Below are 22527 nucleotides of genomic sequence, written 5' to 3'. Positions count from 1 at the left end.
CGTCCCTTTCTGGTTTCTCCTGCCTGATATCGAGGCGCCGGCTTGGCTCGGTAGGGGATGATTCAAGAACGGGTTGTTCGAGAAACGCGAACAGCTGGTCCCCGCGGCCTGGCCAGCTCTGATTGACGTGCAAATCCGACGCGGTCCGGGTCTTGGCCATAACATCGCCCAGAAATGACCAAACCGGCTTCAGTCTGTGAACGCATTTGCACGGCCTGATACGGCCTCCATCGGCAAAACACAGGAGGATACTCCATGCGAACCGCCATGATTGCCATCGGCACTGCTTTGATCGTCTCGGGCAGCGCGATGGCGCAAGCTCCGGCGTCGCCGACAGCACCGGCACAATCGGCTCCCTCCACTCAAAAGGAAACGACGATCAAGTCGATCAGCGTCGTCGACATGGACGCATTGCCGGCTGCCGCCCAGGAGCAGGTCAAGCAGCAATCGGCGGCGCAGCCGGCCGGACAGCTTCAGCAGATCCAGGCCACGATCGAAAACGAGCCGAAACTGAAATCGGCCCTTGCCGTGAAGGGCTTCACGTCCCGGGACGTGGTGATGGCCGCGCTCGACAGCGAGGGCGAGCTGACCATCGTCGCGAAACGGGCGGCGTAAGCGGGATCGATCACCCCTCCCGGAGGATGCGGACGAGTTCCGCCTCGACCTCCGGGGGATGGCCGAGGGCTTCGAGCTTCGCGACCGTCGATTCGATGGGATAGTCGAAGCTGCGGAGTTCGAAGGCGCCATCCTGCCAGACCGCATAGCTCGGCCGGGGCTTGCCGCCGCGCGGCTGGCCGATGCTGCCGGGATTGACGACGATCTTGTTCCCGATCCTCCGGATGAAGGGCATATGCGTGTGCCCGACCAGCAGCACGTCGGCATCGACGCTTTCCAGTTCGGCTGCCCAGCCATCCGCATCCTCCAGCAGGTAGCCGTAATGCGGGTCCGACGGCGTGGCGTGGACGAGCTGGAACCGGGTGCCCTCGCGCACGGCCTGGACGGCGAGCGGCAGCTCGCGCAGATAAAGCTTCTGCTCTTCGCTCAGCTTTGCTGAAGTATGGCGGCGCGTCGCCTCGGCGATGGCGCGGAATTTCGGCGTCCAGCGGCTGTCGTCGTCGAAGCCGACGGCGTGGTCATGGTTGCCCTGGATCGCGATATCGGCCCGGTCGCGGATGATCTCGATGACTTCGCGCGGCTGCGGGCCGAAATTGACCTGATCGCCCAGTACCCAGAGCTCGTCATAGGTCTCGGAGAACGCCCGGAGCGCATCGAGATTGCCGTGGATGTCGGAGATGATCGCGATCTTCATGGGGCGGCTCGTCGAGGCTGTCGTCGATGGCCTATGCGGGCATGAACCACCGTCATCTCTGCTTAGGCCGGGCGCTTCGCGAAGGCGAGCCCGATCCCGAGGGCGACCATCGCGGCGCCCGAGCCTTCGCGCAGCCGGCGGACGAGGTTCGGCCGCGCCGCAGCACCTTGCCGGATGCGGCTGGATGCGAACGCCACGCCGATATCGGCCAACGTGTTGAGGATGACAGAAACGAAGCCGAGCAACAGGAATTGCAGCGCGACATTTCCGGCGGACGAGTCCACGAATTGCGGGATGAAGGCGAGGAAGAACGCTGCCGTTTTCGGGTTGAGTGCTTCGACGATAGCGCCTTCCCGGAAAGCGCGCCGCGACCCGACCGGTGCGATGTCCTCACTCTGGATCAGGGCAGCGGCCGCATCGCGACGGGCGATCTGGATGGTGCGGATGCCCAGCCAGACCAGATAGACGGCACCGATGAGCTTCAGCGCGGTGAAGAGCTCGGCGCTGGCCAGCACGATCGCGGAGACGCCGAGCGCTCCGGCGAAGACATGAACCATGCCGCCGAGCCCGGTGCCGAAGCTCGACGCCATGCCCTCCGTGCGTCCGCCGGCCAGCGTGCGGGCGGCGACGTAGAATATGCCGGGGCCGGGTGTGATCGCGAGCAGAAGCGCTGCGACGAAGAAGAGGGCGAACTGGGTGGGATCAGGCATAGGCGCGTTTCCGGATTGAAGGTTGGGGCTCAGACCGGGATCAGCGTCGCGACATGGCGATCCATCGGGCGATCGCTTTCGGCAAGGCCTGCGGTCACGCCCGCGCGGTCGGCCGGGCTGCGGTTCTGGCTGAGCTTGCGTTTGCCTTCGAGCGTCGCGATCGGCATGCGCAGGCCGACGATGCCGCGCAACTGGGCCTGGACGAATTCCGCCGGCGCATCGGAGACGGCCCAGGGCGCAGCGCGTTCGCCCTCGTGCAGATTGGTGAGGCGCGTCACGACATCGAGCAACCGGGCCGCATCGTCGAAGAACTCGACCGGGCCGGAGGCGTGGACCGTGACGTAATTCCAGGTCGGCACGACCTTGCCGGTCTCCTGCTTCAGCGCATACCAGCTCGGCGTGACATAGGCGTCGGGGCCGGGGAAGATGGCGAGGCCGTTGCCGACCACGGGCGTGCGCCATTGCGGGTTCGCCCTGGCGAGATGTCCGTAGAGCACGCCATACTCGCCCTCGCTCTCATCGATGAAGAGCGGCAGTGGCGTCGCCAGCGGGCCCTCCGTCGTAGCGGTGATGAAGGTGGCGAGCCGGGCAGCCCGGATCGTGGCCAGAAGGCTGCCCCTGTCCTCGTCGCGAAAGGCCGGTGGGGTGTACATGCGGGAACTCCTTGTGTCGGCGCTGTCATGCCTGCAATCTGGACCGATCGGAATATCCAGTTCTGAGGATTTCGTGTGGTCCAGTTTGAAGAGCAGGGCGTCGCCCGCCGGATCATCGCCGCGATCAAGCAGCGGATTCATGGCGGAGAGTACCGCCCCGGCGATCGCCTGCCGTCGAGCCGGGCGCTGGCCCTCGAATGGGGGGTGTCGCGCACCACGGTGACGGCCGCTTATGCGCAGTTGATCGCGGAAGGCTATCTGCTCAATCGCCCCGGCGCGCGTGCCGTCGTGGCGCGCGGGCTTGCCGCGGCGCCGATACCCAAGGTTGCTGCGCCTGCAAGCGAGCGGACTTTGTCCGACTTCGCCGAACGCCTGCTGGCCTTGCCCGCGCCGGCCCGGTTCCAGACCTATCGCGTCGCCGATCTCCGCTATGGCGACCTGAACGGGGCGGATTTTCCGATGCTGGCCTGGCGCCGCGCACTGAACCGCGCGAGTCTGCGCCGCACTGAGCGTCTGCGTTACAGCGACCCGCAGGGCTCGGCTCCGCTCAGGGCCGCTTTGCAGAGCTATCTGTGGCGCGCTCGCGGGATCAGCTGCGCGCCGGAACAGATCGTCGTCGTCAACGGCTCGCAGCAAGGCCTCGATCTCTGTGCCCGGCTGCTGCTCAATCCCGGCGATCGGTTCGTCATGGAGGACCCAGGCTACGTGCTGGCGCGGCATGCGTTCGCTGCCGCGGGCGGCGTGGCGGTCCCTGTCGCCGTCGATCGCGAAGGCATCCGGACGGATGGGCTGCCGGCAGCGCGATTAGCCTATGTCACGCCGTCCCATCAGTATCCGCTGGGCAGCGTGCTTTCGGCAGCACGGCGCCGAGCCTTGCTGGACTGGGCCGTCGAAGACGGGGCCGTGATCGTCGAGGACGATTATGACGGCGAATACCGGCACGGCGTCGCGCCGATCCCACCTCTCCAGACGTCGGCGCCCGATACTGTCATCTATCTCGGCACGGTCTCGAAGACGCTCTCGCCGACGCTGCGGCTCGGCTATCTCGTCGTCCCGCCCGATCTCTGCGGCGTCTTCGCGGAGGCCAAGCGCCTCACCGATCGGCACACGCCGCTGCTGGAGCAGGAGGCGCTGGCGGAGTTTCTCACCAGCGGTGGCTATGAGCGCCATATCCGCAGCATCCGCCGGCGCAATGCGGAGCGCCGGGCCACGCTGTTGCAGGCTCTGGCGACGGAGTGTGGTTCGTGCCTGACGGTGACCGGTGCGGATACCGGCCTGCATGTCGTCGCCTGGCTGAACGGTGTCCCGGCGGAGCGGGAGGCGAGCATCGTCGAAGCCGCACGCGCGGCCGGGATCGGCCTCTATCCGATCGGGCCGCTCTACGCCTCTCCCTTGGAGCGCCCGGCCGAGGCCGGGTTCGTCATCGGCTATGCGGCGCATGATGTCGACGTCATCCGCCGCGGTATCGCCGGGCTGGCCGAGGTTTTCGCGGCGGTCGGCTGACCTCAGCCCCGCAGGCCGCCGAGCATCAGGTCGCAGTAATCCTGGGCGAAGGCCGCGGCGCGGCGGCCCTTGCCTGGCTTGAACCAGCGCACCATCCAGTTGAGCATCGAGAGGATGGCGCGGCTGGTGGTGTCGATACCGACCGGGCGGAAGGCGCCCTGGGCGACGCCGTCGGCGATGATCTGCCGCAGGGCCTGCTCGTGATCGTCGCGCAGCTTCTGCGCCTCCGCGATCATCACCACGTTCTCCATGCCGCCATAGCCGACGAGCATGGCGAGGAAGCCATCGTAATGCTCCTCGAAGAAATCCGCATGGGCGATCATGAAGCGTACGAGCGTCTCTTCCGGGCCGGAGGCCTGCGCGGTGACCTGCGAGACGTGACGGCGCAGCCCTTCCAGCGTGCGTACGATGATCGCCTCGTAGATCTCCTTCTTGTTCGGGAAATAGTGATAGATCGCGGCTTTGGTGACCCCGACTGAGGCTGCGAGTTCTCCCAGCGACGTCCCGTCATAGCCGTCCTGGGCGAAGAGCCGGGCGGCATCGTCGAGGATGCGGTTGCGCGCATCCGGAATGATCGGCGGGCGTCCCTGGCGCTTCGATTTGATTTCGGTGTTGCCGGGCACCGACATGGTCTGCGTCAGCCGATCGCGCCGGAGGACCGCAGCCGTTCGATCTGCTCAGGTCCAAGGCCGAGATGCTCGGCCAGAACCGCGTCGGTATGCTGCCCGATCGCGGGCGGCGGCGTCGGCTCCCGGCTGGGGCTTGCGGACATGCGCAGCGGACTGCGGACCGAGCGGAAGCTGCCGATGGTCGGAGCGGGCACGGAGACGACGCTCTGGCGCAGCGCCGCGATGTCGCTGGTCAGGGCCTGGCCGACGCTGCGGACTTCGCCGGCCGGCACGCTGGCGGCACGCAGCTCGGCGAGCAGCGCGGGCAGACTCAGGCTTGCGAAATGCTGTTCGAGCAGGGGGAGCAGCGTGTCCCGATGCTCGGTGCGCTTGCGATTGGTCGCGTAGCGCGGGTCGTCGGAAAGATGTGCCAGGCCGATGACCCGGCAGAAGCGGCGGAACTGCTCCTCAGTCCCGACGGCGATGGCGATGCGCCCATCGCTGCAGGCGAAGATCTGGTAGGGCGCGATGCTGGGATGGGCATTGCCGTAGCGGCCATGCTCCTTGCCGGTGTTGAGGTAACCCGAGGCGACATTCGCGAGGAGGAACAAGGCGCTGTCGTTGAGGCCGATATCGAGCCATTGCCCCTCGCCGGTGCGCTCGCGCATGTAGAGCGCCGCGAGCACCGCCTGGACCGCGTTCATGCCGGTGACGAGATCGATGAAGGCGACGCCGAGCCGCATCGGTTCGCCGTCACGCTCGCCGGTGATCGCCATGAAGCCGGATTCGGCCTGGATGATGAAATCGTAGCCGGGGCGCTCTTCAAGTTCGTGCCCGCGCCCGTAACCGGAGATCGAGCAGACGATCAGGCGCGGATTGATCGCCTTCAGGTCCTCATAAGTCAGCTTGAACTTGCGCAGCGAGGCCGGCCGGAAGTTCTCGACGAGGATGTCGGCCTTGCGGGCGAGCGCGACGATGATCTCGCGGCCCTCGTCTGTGCCGATATCGATGGTCAGGCTCTTCTTGTTGCGGTTGGCACCGAGGTAATAGGTCGAGATGCCCTCGACCGAGGGCGGCATCCAGCCGCGGGTGTCGTCGCCGGCGCCGGGCTGCTCGATCTTCCAGATCTCGGCGCCGAGATCACCCAGCGTCATGGTCGCCCAGGGGCCGGCGAGGACGCGGGAGAGATCGAGGACCTTGATGCCGTCCAGTGCCGCGCCCATCGCCTGCCGCCTCGCGCTCTCGATATTTACTTACCGGCTGGAAGGTATTTAGCTGTCCTGCCTTGTCAAGGAAGCCGGAGGTGCCGGGCAAGGGCAAGCGAGGGAGACGATGATGGCCTTGGACAGCGAGACGATGCGGGGTCTGCTGGAGAGCGTCGCGCGCTTCGTGCGCGAGCGCCTGCGGCCGCTGGAGCATCAGGTCGCGCAGGAGGATCGCATTCCGCCTGAGATCCGCCGGGAGATCGCGGCGATGGGCCTGTTCGGGCTGTCGATCCCGGAAGAGTACGGCGGTCTCGGCCTGACGATGGAGGAGGAGGTCCGGGTTGCCTTCGAGCTCGGCAGGACCTCGCCGGCTTTCCGCTCGCTGATCGGGACCAATAACGGCATCGGCTCGCAAGGGCTGATCATGGACGGCACCGCGGAGCAGAAGCGTCGCTACCTGCCGCGGCTGGCCTCGGGCGAATTGATCAGCTCGTTTGCGCTGACCGAGCCGGAGGCGGGTTCGGATGCGGCCTCGCTGAAGACCTCGGCGCGAAAGGTCGAGGGCGGCTATGTCCTCAACGGCACCAAGCGCTTCATTACCAATGCCCCGCATGCCGGGCTGTTCACGGTGTTCGCGCGCACCGATCCGTCGCAGCCCGGGGCCAAGGGCGTCTCGGCCTTCCTCGTCGAGGCTGGTACTCCGGGGCTCTCGCTTGGGCCGGTCGACAAGAAAATGGGCCAAAGCGGCTCTCACACGTCGGACGTGATCTTCGAGGATTGCCGCGTGCCTGCCGATGCGCTGCTCGGTGGGCGCGAGGGGCAGGGTTTTCGCACGGCGATGAAGGTGCTCGATCGTGGGCGCCTCCACATCTCGGCGGTCTGCGTCGCGATGGCCGAGCGCGTGATCGATGACAGCCTGCGCTACGCCGTCGAGCGCAAGCAGTTCGGCCAGCCGATCGCCGAGTTCCAGCTGGTGCAGGCGATGCTCGCCGACAGCCGGACCGAGGCCTATGCGGCGCGCTGCATGGTGCTGGAGACGGCGCGGGCCAAGGATCGGGCTGAGGATGTCGCGACGGACGCCGCCTGCTGCAAACTCTTCGCCAGCGAGATGGTCGGCCGCGTCGTCGACCGCGCGGTGCAGATCCATGGCGGGGCCGGCTATATCGCCGACCACGGCATCGAGCGCTTTTACCGGGACGCGCGCCTGTTCCGGATCTACGAGGGCACCTCGCAGATCCAGCAGATCGTCATCGCCCGGAATATGGTCAAGGCGCTGGGCTAAAGCCGCTCAGCGCTTTTCGTCGAGCGCGTCGCGGACACCGTCACCGAGCAGGTTCACCGCCAGGATCAGCAGGCAGAGCCCGGCGCCCGGCAAGGCGATCAGCCAGGGGTCGAACAGGATGTGCTCGCGTCCTTCCGCGATCATCAGGCCCCAGGACGGGGTCGGCGGCTGGGCGCCGAGACCGAGGAAGGACAGCGCGGCTTCGAGCAGGATGACGTTGGCGATCTCCAGCGTCGCGACCACGATCAGCGTGTTGCGCAGGTTCGGCAGGATGCCGTGCAGCATGATGTAGAGATGCGAGGCGCCGAAGGACTGCGTCGCCTGCACGAATTCGCGGCTGCGCAGGCTTTGGGCCGCGGCGCGCACGACCACGGCGAAACGGTCCCAGAGCAGCAGGCTCAGCACGATCGCGAGCGTCTTCAGGGAGGCGCCGCCGAGCGCCACCGCCGCGAGCGCGACCAGCACGATCGGGAGCGAGAGCCGCGTCGTCACGATGAAGCTGATCGCCATATCGACACGGCCGCCGAAATAGCCGGCGGCGAGGCCGAGCATCGTGCCGATGAACCCGGCGCAGAGCGTGACGCCGAGCCCGATCAGCAGCGAGACGCGCGCGCCATAGAGCAGGCGGGCGAGATAGTCGCGGCCAAGATGGTCGGTGCCGAGCCAGTGTGCCGGGTCCGAGCCCGGATACCAGAAGGGCGGGATCATGCGCTTGCCGAGATCCTGCGCGATCGGATCATGGCTCGAGAGCCAGGGCGCGAAGATCGCGACGAAGACGATGACCGCGAGCAGACCACCGCCGATGCGGATGGCGGTGCTGGCGCTCAGGCCCTTGAAGAGCTTGCGCCGGCGGATGGCAGGGCTGTCGGCGATCGACATCAGGCGCTCCTCAAGCGGGGATCGAGCCAGGCATTGATCAGGTCCGCCACCGTGGTCAGCGTGACGTAGATCAGCGAGAGGATCAGGATGATCGCCTGCACCACCGGCAGGTCGCTGCGCAGCAGCGATTCCCAGGCGAGGCGCCCGAGCCCGTTGATGGCGAAGACGCTCTCGATGACGATCGAGCCCGAGAGCATCAGGCCGAACTGCACGGCCGCCAGCGAGACCAGCGGCAGCACCGCGTTGCGCAAAGCATGGACCAGCAGGACGCGCGGCTGCGAGGCGCCCTTGGCGCGGGCGGTGCGGATATAATCGGCGGTGAGCACGTCGATCATGCCGGCTCGCGTCAGGCGCATCAGGGCGGGCATGGCGTAGTAGCTGAGCACCACGACGGGTAGGATATAGCCCTGCCAGTTCTCGGTGCCGGAGATCGGCACGAGCCCATACCAGACGCCGAAGACGACGATCAGGATCAGGCCGAGCCAGAAGCTCGGGATCGCCTGGCCGAGCACGGCGAGCATCAGGGCGATGCGGTCGATCGTGCCGCCGGGCTTGAGCGAGGCGAGGATGCCGAGCGGGACGGCGACCACGAGTGCGAGCAGGAAGGCGGCCGAGCCCAGCACTAGCGTGACCGAAAGCCGCTCGGCGATGATCGGCGCCACCGGCAGGTTGAAATAGAGGCTCGTGCCGAAATTGCCCGCGAAGGCGTTGCCGATCCAGCTCAGGAACTGAAGCGGGATCGGCCGGTCGAGGCCATAGGCTTGCCGGATCAGCTCGACATCCTGCGCCCGGCCGGCCTGGCCGGCGAGGACGACGGCGGGATCGCCGGAGACGAACATCAATCCGAAGGCGACGGCCGAGACGGCGAGCGCCACGAGGGCGGCGACGATCAGGCGGCGCGCGAGAAAGGGCAGCATGACGGCTCCGGGAATAGCGGGTCGGCCTGCCTGGCAGGAGAGGCGCCGCTACCAGCCGGGGACTGGAAGCGGCGCGGCGATAGGAGCGAAGCCGTTACTTCCAACTCGACAGCCACCAGCGGGCGAACTCGTCCGGATGGGGCTTGAAGGTCAGGTCCTTCGACAGGCCGTAATTGATGTTGAAGTCGTACATCGGCAGCCAATAGGCCTGATCGGCGATCTTCTTCAGCGCCTTGGCATAGTTCGCCTCGCGCAGCGCGCGGTCCTGCGAAGTGTCGGCCGCGTTGACCAGCTCCATGACGTCCTTGTCCTGGACAAGGTCGTCGGCGCCGCCGCCGAAGAAGTTGGAGATGATGAAGGCGACGTCGCCGGTGCCGTAGCTGCCCCAGTTGGTGAAGAAGGCCGGCAGTTCGCCCGCACGCCATTTCTGCACGCCGGCAGCATATTGCTGCTCGTTCAGCGTGGTGCGGATGCCGACCTTGCCGAGATCGCTGGCGATCGCCTCGGCGACCGGGCGCGGCATGGCGGCGAAGACCATCTCGATATCGACCCCGTTGGCGAAGCCGGCTTCCGCCAGCAGCGCCTTGGCCTTGGCCGGATCGTAGGCATATTTCGTCACGTCCTGGGCGCAGCCGAACTGCTTGGGGTTGCAGGCGGCGTTGAGGACCTGCGAGGCGCCCCCGGCGAAGGCCTTGACGATGGCCTCGCGGTTGACGGCGTGGTTGATCGCCTGCCGGACCTTCAGGTTCTTGGTCGGGTAGTCCTTGCCCTTGCCGGTCACGGTCATGCCGACATAGGAAATGCGCATGATCGGGCCGTTGACGATCTGCACGCGGCTGGCGAGGCGCGCGGCCTGGTCCGGCGGGATGCGCCAGGTCCAGTCGAGCTTGCCAGCCATCAGTTCGGCGAACTGCGTGTTCAGCTCGGGGATGGTGCGCACCACGATCTTGCCGATTGCGGGCTTGCCCTTCGGGCTGCCGGCATAATGGCCGTCGAACCGCTCGAAGGCGTAGCGGATGCCGGGCGTCATCTCGGTGAGCTTGTAGGGGCCGGTGCCGACGGGCTTGGCCGCCATGCCGGCCGAGCCGACCTCCTTGAAATAGGCGGCCGGATAGATCGGCAGCGCATCGGCCAGCATCTCGACGGCGCCGGCGAAGGGCTTGGCCATCTTGATGCGGACCTGGAAGTCCGAGACCTTCTCGACCTTGTCGATCCAGTCCACGGCGATGCGGAAGCGCGTGCCGTAGGCGGGGTCGAGCACGGTGGTCAGGGTGTAGACCACGTCGTCGGCGGTGAACTTGGCGCCGTTATGGAAGGTCACGCCCTCGCGCAGGTCGAATTCCATCGTCGTCGGATCGACGAAGCGCCAGGCCTTGGCCAGCGCCGGCTTGATCTCGCCGGTGTCGAGATCCTTGTAGAGCAGGCCGTCATAGATGTGCCGGGCCAGGATCAGGCCCTCGCGGCCGGCGATCTTGTAGGTGTCGAGCGCCTCCGGCTCCAGCGCGAAGGCGGCGTTGAGCGTATCGTCGGCCTTGCCGGCCATGGCCGGAGCCGGTGCCAGCGCAAAGGACGCAGCCAGCAGCGCGCCGGCCAGCGCGGTCGTTCCCAAAATCTTCATCGGTCTGTTCCCCTGTGTCTTCTGGATGATCCGTCCGGCCGAAGCGCGCCTCTATGGGCGATTCTGCGGCCGGGGCCTACGAGGCTCGCGATGTTTCGAAGAGTTTCCGCGCGCCGTTGATCTCGTCGATGCGTTCGCCCTTGCTGACCCGCTCGATGACGCCGGGCTCGGCCGCCTGCATGGCGGCGCAGGTCCGGGCGAGCGTCTCCGCCTCGGCGGGATCGATGACGCAGACGCCATTCTCATCGGCGAGGACGAGGTCGCCGGGGCGCACCGTCGCGCCGCCGCAGTTCACGGTCTCGCCGATGGAGCCGCCCTTGCCGAGGAGCTTGGTCGTCAGCGGCGAGCGGCCGCGGCACCAGACCGGCAGGCCCGAGGCCCTGATCGCCGCGACATCGGTGACGAAGCCGTCGATGACGATGCCGACGATGCCGGCGGCCTGGGCGGCGGCGGTCATCACCGCGCCCCAGCAGGCATGGCGATCGTCGCCCTGGCGATCGATGACGAGGATGTCGCCGGGCTTGGCCTGCGTCAGGGCGCAGGAGAGAACCGCGCCGTCATCGGCGGGGACGCTGACTGTGAGGGCCGGTCCGCAGACGCGCGGGCCCTCGATGACGCACTGGATCGCCGGGACCATGAAACCCTCGGTCAGGATATGGCCGAGCGTTGCGGTCTCGATCTCGCGGAAGAGCGCGGCGCGCTGTGCGATCGAGGCTTCGGCCGATGATCCGGTCGCTGTCATGGTCGCCCTTGCGCTGGAGGATGTCGCGTTCTGCCGAACCTACGGAAGCACCGAAACCGGGTCCAATAGACAGTTCCTATGCTAAGCATAGGCTTGCCACGGCAGCGGGTTTGCATAAGGGGCAGGGGCCACCAAGGGAAGAGAGATACGCGCTTGAACGGAACGAAGCCGAAGCTGCACCATCTCAACTGGAACCTGCTGCATACCTTCCTCGTCATCGTCGAGGAACGCAGCATCACGCGGGCGGCCGACCGTCTGCTCGTGCGCCAGCCCACGGTCAGCGCGGCGCTGCAAAGGCTCGAGGAGACGCTGGGCGGCCAGCTCATCCAGCGCGACAGCCGGCGCTTCGTCCTGACCAAGCGCGGCGAGCTGCTCTACAAGGAATGCGTCGACATCTACCGCAGCGTGGCGCGCATCGGCGACCGTCTGTCGGAGGATCATGACGATCTGACCGGGCTCGTGCGGCTGCTCGTCGTGACCCATGTCGTGCTGCCGCCGCTCGACCGGACGCTGACGCTGCTCAACCGCAAGCATCCCGGCGTCAGCGTGCGCATCGACGTCGCCAACAGCCAGGACATCGTCCGCGCCATCTCGCAGAAGCTCAGCCCCTTCGGTTTTTGCCTGCTCGCCAAGCCTTTGGCCGGGCTCGATTGCCGACCACTGCTGCGCGAGGAATTCGGTATCCTGTGCGGGCGCGGGCATCCGCTCTTCGGGCTCTCGGACGTGCCGTTGGCCGAGTTGCGCGACGAGCCCTTCGTGGCGCTCGCCTGCGGGCAGGACGGGGCGCTGGAGCCAATGGTCTCGGTCAGGGAAGGAGCGGGGCTCGGCAGCCGGGTCGTTGGCTCCAGCCCGAATCTCGAAGAGGTCACGCGGATGATCGCGGCCGGGCTCGGCATCGGCATCCTGCCGTTGGCCTCGGTGGCCGAGGCGCTGGAGAGCCGCTCCTTGTGGAACCTGGCGCGGCCCGAGGATCTGCTCGGCGCCGATCTCTATTTCATCTCCAATCCGGCGATGCAGCTCAATGCCGCGGAAGAGGCCTTCCTGCGGCTGTTCGAGCAGCAGCGCGTCGCGACCGAGGAGGAGCCGGCGACTGAGCCCGCCGCGGTTCTGCTCAGCGATCCGCCCGTTTCATGACGGTGTGAAGCAGCACGTTGAGGCCGGGTTCTAGGTCCTCCCTCGTGCAGAGCTCGGCATTGTTATGGGTGATGCCACCCTTGCAGGGGGCGAAGATCATCGTCGTCGGCGCATGGCGCGCGACGAAATAGGCGTCGTGCCCGGCCTGGCTGAGGATGTCCTGCGTGCGGTAGCCCAATGCCAGCGAGGTTTGGCGGACGCTGTCGATCAGCTCCTGCGCGAAGATTTTTCCGCCCCATTTCCAGACGTCGAGGATCTCGGCGGTGCAGCCGGCGCGGGCGGCGGATTCGCCGACGGCGCGGCGCACGCGCTCGGCCATGACCTCAGAGGTTTCCGGATCGGGATGGCGGACGTCGCAGACGGCCTGCGCCCAGTCGGAGAGGATGCCCGGCTTGTTCGGCCAGGCGGCGAGGCGCGCGGCCGTCGCCTTGCCGCCGCCGGCGGCATAAGCCCAGCCAATCTCGTCAGTCTCGACCAGCAGGCGGGCGCCGGCCAGAAGAGCGTTGCGGCGGCGCTCCATCGGCCAGGGGCCGGTATGGGCGGTCTCGCCCTTGAACTCGACGAGCATGCCGGTGCTCGGGAAACCGCCGGTGACGACGCCGACCTGCATGCCGTCGCGGTCGAGATAATAGCCCTGCTCGATATGGAACTCGATATAGGCGTCGAAGGCGTGCGGGGCGGCTTCCATCTCGCCGCGATAGCCGATCCGCTCCAGCTCCTGGCCGATCGAGCGGCCGTCCTCGTCGGTGCGTCCCTGCGCGAAGTCGAGCGTATAGGCGCCGACGAAGCAGCCGGAGCCGACCATCGGCGGCGAGAAGCGTGCGCCTTCCTCGTTGGTCCAGTTGACGATCTCGATCGGCCGGCGCGTGCGATGGCCGAGCGCGTCGAGCGTGCGGCAGACTTCGAGACCGCCGAGCACGCCGGCGATGCCGTCGAAGCGGCCGCCATTGATCTGGGTATCGAGATGGCTGCCCATCACCACCGGTGGCAGGCTGTCATCGGTGCCGGCGCGGCGGGCGAAGATGTTGCCGATGCCGTCGACGCGCACGGTGAGCCCGGCCTCGCGGCACCAGCCGACGAAGGTGTCGCGGATGTCCTTGTCGGCATCGGAGAGGGCGAGGCGCGAGAGGCCGCCCGGCCGGCCCGGGCCGATTTCCGCCGAGCGCTCGATCGTGGTCCAGAACCGCTCGATGTCGATACGGGCCGTGTCGAGGCTGGGCATGACGTTCTCCTCTCCGCCGGATTGGGCGGGAGCTGCTGCGGGGCGAACAGGTCCGCTCTGCCAGAGCGAGCGAACCATCCGCCGCAGGATTTCAGGCCGGGGGCGGCGCAGGCAAATAGATATTGCCTATGCTAGCCATCGGCGCGTCCGCGTCAGCGCAATTGGCCAGCCGCTTCGGCCGCTCGTTGCCGGGGTCGGACGATCGCCCAGGAGCCGACGAGCACGATGATCTCGGAGAGCGCGCCGCCGAGCAGCGCCCAGGACGGGGAGACCGTCAGCAGCAGGACGAAGACGAGCAGCAATCCGGCGGCGGCAGCGATCGCCGAGAGAATGGCGATGGAGCGATAATCCTGCACGATCTCCAGCCAGATGCGCGGCATGACATAGAGCATCGGCAGGCTGCTCATCACCCAGGCGAGCACGGATATCTCGAAGAACCGCGCGCCTTCGAGGCTGCCGGGCTCGATGAAGGGCAGGGCGATCAGGATGGCGACGCCGTAGAGGAAGCCCAGCCCTGCCAGCACCGGCGGCCAACGGCGCAGCCTCTGCCCGACCTTGGCGAAGTCGCGATGCGCCATGAGCGTCGAGAGCTCGGGATGCAGCATATTGGCGAAGCCGGCGGAGACGATGCGCAGCGGCACGAAATTGACCAATGCCGCCGCGATCGGGGCGTAAGCCGCCGGGCCGGCCATCGCCGCGACCATCAGTGCCATGCTCTGGCCCTGCAGATTGGTGATCGTCACGCTCAGCACCGACCATTTCAGGTCGCGCCAGAGCCGACGATAGCGCCGCCAGACATGCCGGCCGAAGCTGAGCCGAAGCTTGCGCCGTCCCAGGACCAGCAGCACCGCGATGCCGAGTGCATTGGCGCCGGCCATCACCATGAAGGTGTGCAGGAGGATGTGGGTATTGTCCCAGATCACCCAGGCCGTCCCCGCCGTCCCGCTCAATGTGAAGGCGAGGTCGCTGATGCTGACCAGCATCTGGCGGCCGCGAGCGAAGAAGACCATGCGGACATGCGCCCGCATCGCCCACAGGCCGACGAAGGCGCCGCCGAACAGGGCCCCCTCGTCGAGCCAGACGTTGAGCACGCCGGTGACGACGAGGCCGAGCAGCAGCGACAGCAGCATCGCGGCCGAACCGAAGCTGACCTCATAGGCGCCGGCCGCACCGGAGCGGCGGCTCTGGGCGATCGCGATGCTGGCGGGCAGGGCCGTGAGCGCGCGGATATAGGTCAGGCCGAGGCCGCCGACGACCATCACCAGCGCGAAGATGCCGTAATCGCGGGCGGATACCGCATGCAGCAGCGCGATGTTGAGGCCGAGATGGAAGGCACTCTGCATCGCCTCGCCGCCGACCATGACGACGAGCCGCAGGACGATGCGGCGGATGGCCTGGAGGTTCATCGTAAGCGGGCCGTGTTCCGACGTAGCATGTCGTCGGCGACGGCGGCGATGGCTTGTGCCACCGCCTGCTCGCTGAACAGGGCAGTGAAGCGCTCGCGCCCGGCCCGCGCCATCGGCGCGAGGATGTCCGGCTTGTCGACGATCTCTGCGAGAGCCTGCGCGAGTGCGTCCGCGTCGCCCGGCGGCAGCAGGCGGCCGGTGATGCCGTCTTCCACCACCTCGCGCAGGCCGCCGATGGCGGAGGCGAGCGGCGGACGACCGAAGGCCATCGCCTCGATCGCGACGCGGCCAAGCGATTCGGGCCGGCGCGACGGCACGGCGACGACATCCGCCCAGCGATAGAGCGGCGTCGGATCGTCGAGGAAGGGCTCGACGCTGACATGGGAATCGAGGCCGGCGCTCGCCACGGCTTCACGCAGGGCGATTTCGAGGCCGGGATCCTCGAAGGCGCTGCCGACGATGCGGGTCTCGATGCGGCCGCGGACCTCCGCGGGAAGGGCGGCGAGCGCTGCGAGCAGGATTTCCTGTCCCTTGATGCGATTGATCCGGCCGAGCATCAGCACGCGCAGACGGCGCTTGCCGTCATAGTCTGTCGGCGCCCAGTCGGCGGAGCCGGCGACGCCGTTATAGATCACGTCCGAGGGAAGGCCGGGCGGGGGCTCGAAGGCCTCGCGCGTCGCCCGCGAGTTGAAGATCAATCGGGCGCGACCCCAGAGGACGAGCCGGCGCAGCAGCGTGCGGGTCGCGCCTTCGGGAATCTCGTGGATGTGCTGGAGCGCCTTGCCCGGGAAGAACCGGGCGGCGAGGACGTGATCGACGATGACCGAGGTGTTGATGTAGACGAGATCGCACCGCCTGAAGCGTCGTGCGGCCCGGAGAACGGCGCGGGAGAGGACGATCGGCGCGGTTGCGATCAGCCGGGGCAGGTCCTTGCGCCTGAGCACCCAGAGCGGCTCGAGCACGATCCGGCTGGCGCTGCCTTCGAGCAGCCCCCGGATCGGCCCCTCGCGTGGCAGGACGACCTCGATCTCGGCGGAAGGATAGGCTTGGCGCAGGGCCGCGACGCTTTCGGCGAAGCTGCGATCCGAGCCATAGAGCTCGTAACCCTGGTGAATGCAGGCAATGCGGAGGGTCACGATCCATTTCCGTTCGAGGCCGCGGCGGCCCGTTCCGGCCACGTCCGGAATTCGGGAAAGCAGACCCTAACCATTCCAAATGAAAGGAGGATAAATCACGGTTCTTCAAGGCATAATGCGAGATGCGACGTTTGCTCGCGATTCTTCGCGAGCCGGTTTGGACAGTTTTAAAATGGCTACCCCTCCCACCCTGCTGATCCTTGGAACACGCGGGATTCCGGCAGCGCATGGCGGTTTCGAGACCTTTGCGGAGAAACTGGCGCTCTTTCTCGTCGAGCGTGGCTGGCGCGTCGGCGTCTACTGCCAGGATGAGGTGACCACCGTCACGCAGCGCTTTCGCAGCGAGATGTGGCGGGGCATCGAGCTGATCCGCACGCAGGTTGCGTCGGAAGGGCCGCGGGCGACGCTCGAATTCGACTGGCACTGCGTACGCGATGCGGCGCGGCGCGAGGCGGTGAGCCTCGTGCTCGGCTATAACGGGGCCGTCTTCCTGCCCTGGCTGCGCCTGTCCGGCCGGAAGATCCTGACCAATATGGACGGCATCGAATGGCGCCGGCCGAAATGGCCCTTTCCGGTCCGTGCCTGGTTCTGGGTCAATGAATGGATCGCGGCCTGGACGTCGAACCGGCTCGTGGCCGACCACCCGATCATCGCCGATCATCTGGCGACCCGCCGACCGCGCGCGGCGACGGCGATGATTCCCTATGGCGGCGTGCCGATCTCCTCAGCACCGACAGCCCCGCTTGCCAAGCTCGGCCTTGAAAGTGGCCGCTACCTCGTCTCGATCGCCCGGATCGAGCCGGACAATTCGATCCTCACGCTGGTCGAGGCGTTCTCGCGCAAGCCGCGCGGCATGAAGCTCGTGGTCCTCGGGACGCTTTCCGACGAGATCGACTACCATCGCCGGATCATGGCCGCGGCCGGGCCGGAGGTGCTGACGCCGGGTGCGATCTACGATGCGAATATCGTCCAGGCCCTGCGCTTCCATGCCCGCGCCTATATGCACGGCCATACCGTCGGCGGCACCAATCCGTCGCTGGTCGAGGCGCTCTGGGCGGGCAATCCGGTCATCGCGCACGACAATCCCTATAACCGCTGGACGGCTGGCGATGCCGGCTTGTTCTTCTCCGACGAGGCAAGCTGCTCCGAGGCGATCGACAGGCTGATCGCCGATGACGACCTCGCCGGGCGCCTGAAGGCGGCGGCGCTGGCGCGGGCGCGGGAGAGTTTCGAGTGGGATGCCGTGCTCGAACATTACGAGCGGGAGGCGCTGGCTCTGATGAACCGGGGCGCCGAGCCGGAACTGACCGCCGTCAAACTGGCGGACAAGGGCTGCGGATGAGCTTCAGCCGCCGGGCCGTTCTGGCGGGCGCTGCAGGAGCGGCTCTCCTCGGCCGGGATCGGGCGCGGGCGGCAGGACCGATCGTCCTTCGGCGCGGGATCAACCTCTGGCCCTGGTTCTCGCTGACGCGGGAATTTCCGGCGCCGCGCACCGACTATGACTGGCCGCCTTTCCAGCTCGACCGACCGGTTCCGACCGCGCGCGATCTCGGGCAGTTGCGGCGGGCGGGCTTCGATTTCGTGCGCATCCCCGTCGACCCCGGCCCGATCGTCGCAGCGGCGCCGCACGAGCGCGCGATTCTGCTGGATCAAGTCATGGCTGCGGTCGCGCTGGCGCTCGGCCAGGATTTCACGGTCGTGCTCAATCTCCACGCGAATGCCGCGACACATCACTGGACGCCGGCGCATTTCTTCGGCAGCGAGACCGCTCCCGGCTTTCCCGCCTATCTCGCGTTGATCGCCGAACTGGCGCGGCGACTCGCCCTGCTGGGTCCGGACCGCGTCGCGCTCGAACCGGTCAACGAGCCGTTCCAGGCCTGCGGCGCGGCCGAATGGGAGCGGCTCCAGAAGCGAATGCTCGGCGCCGCCCGCAGCGCCGCGCCCGGCCTGACCCTGGTCGCGACCGGGGCTTGCGGCAGCATGATCGCCGGGCTGGAGCCGCTGCAGGCGAGGGCACTGGCGGCTTTCGAACCGCTGCTCTTCACCTTCCATTTCTACGAGCCATATCTGTTCTCGCATCAGGGCGCGAAATGGATGAGCGAGCCGTTCTATCCCGCGCTCAACGCGGTGCCCTGGCCGGCCTCGCGCGGAACGCTGGAGGCGACGCTCGCCGCCGTCCGCGTTCGCATGGCGGAGCTCGGCCAGCCGGCAACGGGACGCGGTGCGGCCACCTACCGGGAGACCGAGCGGGTGCTGAAGGAGTATTTCGACGCCCGGCCGGACCGCCCCTTCATCGAGGGCTATCTGCGGAACGTTCGAGCCTGGTCGGAGCGCGAGGGCGTCGCGCCCGGCCGCATCCTGATGGGCGAATTCGGTGCCGTCCGCACAGGGGCCGGCATCGCCGCCTCCGCGCCCGCCGACCGGGCGCGCTATGTCCGCGACGTCCGGATGAGCGCCGAGGCGCTCGGCTTTCCCTGGGCCTTCTGGAACCTGTTCGACAGCCTCGGTCTGCTGGTCGACGATGTCAGCCGGCGGCCCGACCCGGCCATGATCGAGGCGCTCGGGCTGACGATGCCGGGCTGAGTGTGTTCGTCCGGCCTTGACGCTCCGGCCGGTAGAGGCAGAGCACGACGATCGCGAACTTGGCAGGCAGCGTGGTCTTGGTCGCGATGCTCTCCGAGCCGTTCAGAAGGATGATCCAGACCACCATCGGCAGCCAGACGCCGCCGGCCCGCCCCAGCCGCGCGAGCTCGTACATGAACAGGCCGAAGGCCACGGTGACCAGCGCGGTGACGATCGCGCCTTGGTAGAGGATCATGCGGATGAAGGGGTTCTCGATGCCCCATTCCAGGCCGTTGACGCGCCGGAGCGTGTCGACGAGTTCGTTGTCCGGGCCGAAGACGAGGTCGCCCAGCGAGAACATGCCGAGCAGGTCGAGCATTTCCTTGCGAGCATTGGCGCTGCCGCCGTCGGAAATGAAGCGCGCGGCCAGATCGTCGAAGAAGCCGAGGGCCGCCAGTCCGCCGATCGCGACCGGCAGCAGCGCCGCCAGCAGGCAGCCGATCGCGGCGCCGACCAGCGAGACCCGGCCGCGGCGCAGCGAGGCGAACAGCACGACGATGCCGTAGCAGAGGCCCAGTGCCAGCGAGGCCAGAAGCGCGGTGCGCCCGCCGAAGACGACGAGGGCGGCGCTCTGCAAGGCGATCAGCGTGCCGCGCACGGACGGCGAGAGGGGGCGGGCGCCGCTGATCAGCGCCATCAGGTAGCAGGCCGTGATCATCGCATTGGCGAGGGGATGGCCATGCAGCGCCGCCGATCGCGTATCGGTCTCGAAGGCGATGCCGTCGAAGCGGTAGGGGAACAGCCTGATCTGGGTGACGAATTCGGCGAGCGCGAGCAGGGCGTTCAGCGTCATCACGACGTGCAGCAGCGTGGTCAGCGTCGCCATGGTCTCGTCATCGGCATCGGCAAGCAGGAAGACGAGAAGGCAGGCGGCGACATAGGTGTCGACCAGACCGCCGATGCCGGCGCCGCCGCGCAGGAGGGTCACCACGATGACGGCGATGGTGACGACCAGCATCAGCAACGTCGCCGGCCGGGCGCTGGCGAGATGGATGCCGCGGCTGACCGGGTCGCCGCTGGCGATCAGGCTCCAGCAGAAAACCAGCACGATCATGTAGGTCGAGGGGTGGATCTTGGTGGCGGCGGAGCCGGCGAGGCCGTCGTAATTATAGCCGACAAGCCAGAGCATGCCGCCGGAGACGCAGAACAGCACCAGCACCGCAGCGAGCGTGCCGATGCGGCTCAGGCCGCCGAGGCGCGCCCAGACCGGTGCTGCCCGAAGCCCTGCGGCGGCGCCGGGGCCGGCGGTGCGCATCAGCCGCTTCCGCCGTTGTCGACGAGGATCGTCGCCGTGATCGAGCGACCCATGATGCGCGCCGCCTCCATGGCCTGCACGATATCCTGCTGACGGGTGCCATAGAGCCGGGCGACCAGCACGATCTCTTCGGCCATGCCGACGAGCGGGGCAATCCTGACATTGCGACCGAGTGCGCCGCCATCCATCACGACGAGATCGAAATGGCGGCTCGCATCGGCCAGCATCCGCGTCGCGAAGGTGCGGCCGACGCCCTTCTGCGGCGGGGCCTTGCGGCGCCCGCCCGACATCATCGCGACATCCTTGCTGGCGCCGAAATGGATCGCCGCCTCCAGGCTGCTTTCGCCACGGAGCAGGTCCATCAGGCCGGGGCCGGTTTCCTCCGGCGCCTTTTCGAGATCGGCATCGACCAGCAGCACGCGCTCGCCCTGTTGCACGGCTGCTTCCGCAAGGAGATCCGTCACGCGCTCGCGATCGGCCGCGTCGGCCTCGACCGAGGTCAGGAGGAGGCTGCGGGCCGCCGTCGCCCCCGTTTCCGGCGCGTTGAACAGGCGCAGCAGCGCGAGCCCGGCCTCGCCATCGGCTTCCGCTGGCGCGGGCGACGCCTTCCACAGGCGCCAGCGTCGTTTCGTGGCCGGCTTGCGCGGACGCATGATGGCGATGACCGGCGCGCCCACCAGCGCCTCCGTCTGGGAACGGGACATGAGATGAGGCGCGGCGTATTCCCCGATCAGCGCGAGGCCCGCGCCAAGGCCGAGGCCCAGCATTCCGGCAGCCGCGATGAGCGGGAGGGTCGGCGGCCAGCTTTTCTGTTGCGGCGGCTGCGCCCGGCTGATGATGCGGGCATTGGTGGTGTCGAGACTGGCCTGCTCGCGGGTTTCCTGGGCGCGCAGCAGGAAATTGGCATAGACGGTGCGGGCAGCCTCGAGATCGCGCTGGAGATCGCGCAGCCGGACCGAGGCCTGGTCGGCTCCCTGCGTCTGCCGGGTCAGGGCTTCCAGCTTGCCGGACAAGAGCTTCTCGTTGCCGAGCGCGCGCTCGTAATCGGTGCGCACGGATTGCTCGACGCGGGCGATTTCGGTCGCGATCATCTGGCGGATATGGACGAGCTGGCTCTGGGCCGCGCCGATCGAGGGATGGCGCGGGCCGAGCTGGCTCTGCAGATCGGCCGCGCGCTGGACCAGCGTCGCCTCCTGCTCGCGCAGCTTGGCGACGACCGGCGACTGGATCGCCTCGGTCGAGCTGCCGGCGAGGCTGCCGCCGCTGCGGCGCTGCTGGGCGATCTGCTCGACCTGGGATTTGAGCGCGGCCGTCCGTGCCTGGGCTGCGGAGAGCTGGTTGCTGATCTCGCCGAGCTGCTGGTCGCTGATCAGCCGACCGGAGGAGGCGACGAGATTGTTCTCCTGGCGGTAGCGCTCGACGGCATTCTCGGCCTTCTCGACACGTTTGCGCTGTTCGTCGAGCCGGGCGGTCAGGGAATCGGCAGCCTCGGTCGCTGCCTTGCTGCGGGCATCGGCCTGGTCTGCGAGATAGGCTTCGGCGATGGCGTTGGCGAGTTTCGCGGATTTCTCCGCGTCCTTCGTCGTCACGACGACGTCGACGACGAAGACCTTGTCGGCGCGGCGCACAGAGAACAGGCGGCGCAGATTGGTCAGCGTGCGCGTTTCCGCCGGCGTCAGGCTGCCATCGGCATTCGGCGGATCGGCGGCGCCCCGGCCGAAAAGGCGCGAGAGCAGGCCTCGACCATTGAACTCGCTATCCTCCGCGAGATGCGTGGCGCGGATGGCGCGCATCAGCACGCTGGTGGACTGGATGACGCTGGTCTGGCTCTCGACCTGCGCCAGGCCGCCATCCGGAGAGACGGTGCTGGGGTTGACGTCGTTGCTGACGACGTTGCGATCGCGCGGGTCGATCAGGAGCTGGGCCGAGGCGGTATAGAGCGGCGAACTCACGACGCCATAGGCCAGCGCCAGGCCCGCCAGCAGGCCGGCGATGCCCAGGATCATGAAACGGCGATGCCAGAGGATGCGCCAGAGCTCGGAAATCTCGACAGCGCCATCCGGGCGCCGGCGATAGCCTTCCCGAGGAGCCGGCTGCACCGCTTCCTCCTGCCGATGATCGCTCGCAGCCAGGCTGGCCATTCCTCTACTCTACTCAACGCAACAATGCCGGCACAGCGGCCTTTCCAGGCCGCGGCACCTCCGGGACCATGCCATCGACTCCTTAACAAGCCCCGTTCGGCCGTGGCTCCGCTGCGGCGTCAGGGCTAACGAAATCGAAATCCCGGCATGGCAGGTTGCCTGCTGCTGGCGAGCCGCTCGGCGCG

20 protein-coding genes are annotated in these 22527 nt (G+C 67.7%); 6 read left to right on the top strand and 14 right to left on the bottom strand.

Going from position 1 to position 22527, the window contains the following annotated elements; translation table 11 throughout:
* Positions 1–255 precede the first annotated feature (255 nt).
* Positions 256–615, top strand: a complete 360-nt coding sequence (locus ASE61_RS18010; protein WP_061969248.1) for a hypothetical protein — start codon at positions 256–258, stop codon at positions 613–615.
* A 10-nt stretch (positions 616–625) separates the two neighbouring features.
* Here the strand turns inward: ASE61_RS18010 and ASE61_RS18005 are convergent, their stop codons facing one another.
* From ASE61_RS18005 to ASE61_RS17995, 3 genes are all read right to left on the bottom strand, one after another.
* Complete coding sequence (locus tag ASE61_RS18005) at positions 626–1309, bottom strand: metallophosphoesterase family protein (RefSeq protein WP_061969246.1); 684 nt, start codon at positions 1307–1309, stop codon at positions 626–628.
* Between the two features lie 62 nt (positions 1310–1371).
* Entirely contained in the window at positions 1372–2019 is a 648-nt protein-coding gene (locus ASE61_RS18000) for a LysE family translocator (RefSeq protein WP_061969244.1), read from the bottom strand.
* A 29-nt stretch (positions 2020–2048) separates the two neighbouring features.
* Complete coding sequence (locus ASE61_RS17995) at positions 2049–2672, bottom strand: FMN-binding negative transcriptional regulator (protein ID WP_061969242.1); 624 nt, start codon at positions 2670–2672, stop codon at positions 2049–2051.
* A gap of 75 nt (positions 2673–2747) precedes the next feature.
* On the opposite strand from ASE61_RS17995, the gene ASE61_RS17990 reads away from it, so the two are divergent.
* Entirely contained in the window at positions 2748–4175 is a 1428-nt protein-coding gene (locus tag ASE61_RS17990) for a PLP-dependent aminotransferase family protein (protein ID WP_061969240.1), read from the top strand.
* A gap of 2 nt (positions 4176–4177) precedes the next feature.
* On the opposite strand, the gene ASE61_RS17985 is transcribed toward ASE61_RS17990, so the two are convergent.
* Positions 4178–4804: a TetR/AcrR family transcriptional regulator gene (locus ASE61_RS17985; RefSeq protein WP_061969238.1), complete on the bottom strand. Its 627-nt coding sequence runs from the start codon at positions 4802–4804 to the stop codon at positions 4178–4180.
* Between the two features lie 8 nt (positions 4805–4812).
* Entirely contained in the window at positions 4813–6006 is a 1194-nt protein-coding gene (locus ASE61_RS17980) for a CaiB/BaiF CoA transferase family protein (protein WP_061969236.1), read from the bottom strand.
* Positions 6007–6118: 112 nt separating this feature from the next.
* On the opposite strand from ASE61_RS17980, the gene ASE61_RS17975 reads away from it, so the two are divergent.
* Complete coding sequence (locus ASE61_RS17975; RefSeq protein WP_061969235.1) at positions 6119–7270, top strand: acyl-CoA dehydrogenase family protein; 1152 nt, start codon at positions 6119–6121, stop codon at positions 7268–7270.
* 6 nt (positions 7271–7276) lie between these two features.
* Here the strand turns inward: ASE61_RS17975 and ASE61_RS17970 are convergent, their stop codons facing one another.
* The 4 genes from ASE61_RS17970 to ASE61_RS17955 form a co-directional block, all read right to left on the bottom strand.
* Positions 7277–8149, bottom strand: coding sequence for an ABC transporter permease (locus ASE61_RS17970; protein ID WP_156407147.1), 873 nt, complete (start codon positions 8147–8149; stop codon positions 7277–7279).
* Complete coding sequence (locus ASE61_RS17965) at positions 8149–9066, bottom strand: ABC transporter permease (protein ID WP_061969233.1); 918 nt, start codon at positions 9064–9066, stop codon at positions 8149–8151. The genes ASE61_RS17970 and ASE61_RS17965 overlap by 1 nt, the downstream gene beginning before the upstream one ends.
* A gap of 94 nt (positions 9067–9160) precedes the next feature.
* Complete coding sequence (locus tag ASE61_RS17960; RefSeq protein WP_061969231.1) at positions 9161–10684, bottom strand: ABC transporter substrate-binding protein; 1524 nt, start codon at positions 10682–10684, stop codon at positions 9161–9163.
* Between the two features lie 76 nt (positions 10685–10760).
* Complete coding sequence (locus ASE61_RS17955; protein WP_061969228.1) at positions 10761–11426, bottom strand: RraA family protein; 666 nt, start codon at positions 11424–11426, stop codon at positions 10761–10763.
* Positions 11427–11579: 153 nt separating this feature from the next.
* On the opposite strand from ASE61_RS17955, the gene ASE61_RS17950 reads away from it, so the two are divergent.
* Entirely contained in the window at positions 11580–12560 is a 981-nt protein-coding gene (locus ASE61_RS17950; RefSeq protein ID WP_061969226.1) for a LysR family transcriptional regulator, read from the top strand.
* Here the strand turns inward: ASE61_RS17950 and ASE61_RS17945 are convergent.
* The 3 genes from ASE61_RS17945 to ASE61_RS17935 all read right to left on the bottom strand — a co-directional run bounded on the left by ASE61_RS17945 (position 12538) and on the right by ASE61_RS17935 (position 16324).
* Positions 12538–13782: a Zn-dependent hydrolase gene (locus tag ASE61_RS17945; protein WP_061969224.1), complete on the bottom strand. Its 1245-nt coding sequence runs from the start codon at positions 13780–13782 to the stop codon at positions 12538–12540. The genes ASE61_RS17950 and ASE61_RS17945 overlap by 23 nt on opposite strands.
* A 152-nt stretch (positions 13783–13934) precedes the next feature.
* Positions 13935–15188, bottom strand: coding sequence for a hypothetical protein (locus ASE61_RS17940; protein WP_061969222.1), 1254 nt, complete (start codon positions 15186–15188; stop codon positions 13935–13937).
* Positions 15185–16324, bottom strand: coding sequence for a glycosyltransferase family 4 protein (locus tag ASE61_RS17935; RefSeq protein WP_061970225.1), 1140 nt, complete (start codon positions 16322–16324; stop codon positions 15185–15187). The genes ASE61_RS17940 and ASE61_RS17935 overlap by 4 nt, the downstream gene beginning before the upstream one ends.
* A 172-nt stretch (positions 16325–16496) precedes the next feature.
* On the opposite strand from ASE61_RS17935, the gene ASE61_RS17930 reads away from it, so the two are divergent.
* Together ASE61_RS17930 and ASE61_RS17925 are read left to right on the top strand one after the other, a co-directional pair.
* The gene (locus ASE61_RS17930) at positions 16497–17666 is read left to right on the top strand and encodes a DUF1972 domain-containing protein (protein WP_061969219.1); all 1170 of its coding nucleotides are present in this window, start codon (positions 16497–16499) and stop codon (positions 17664–17666) included.
* Positions 17663–18907: a glycoside hydrolase family 5 protein gene (locus ASE61_RS17925; RefSeq protein WP_061969217.1), complete on the top strand. Its 1245-nt coding sequence runs from the start codon at positions 17663–17665 to the stop codon at positions 18905–18907. The genes ASE61_RS17930 and ASE61_RS17925 overlap by 4 nt, the downstream gene beginning before the upstream one ends.
* Here the strand turns inward: ASE61_RS17925 and ASE61_RS17920 are convergent.
* On the bottom strand, positions 18849–20201 hold the full coding sequence (locus tag ASE61_RS17920; protein ID WP_200959663.1) for a VpsF family polysaccharide biosynthesis protein: 1353 nt from the start codon (positions 20199–20201) through the stop codon (positions 18849–18851). The two genes, ASE61_RS17925 and ASE61_RS17920, sit on opposite strands and share 59 nt — an antisense overlap.
* Positions 20201–22342: a GumC family protein gene (locus ASE61_RS17915; RefSeq protein ID WP_082617542.1), complete on the bottom strand. Its 2142-nt coding sequence runs from the start codon at positions 22340–22342 to the stop codon at positions 20201–20203. Before ASE61_RS17915 ends, ASE61_RS17920 begins: the two co-directional genes overlap by 1 nt.
* Between the last annotated feature and the right edge of the window lie 185 nt (positions 22343–22527).

This window comes from Allobosea sp. Root670 (assembly GCF_001429415.1).
In the GTDB taxonomy this organism is placed as follows: Bacteria; Pseudomonadota; Alphaproteobacteria; order Rhizobiales; family Beijerinckiaceae; genus Allobosea; species Allobosea robiniae.
The sequence above is the reverse complement of the archived record's forward strand: the minus strand, read 5'-3'. Positions and strand labels throughout refer to the sequence as shown.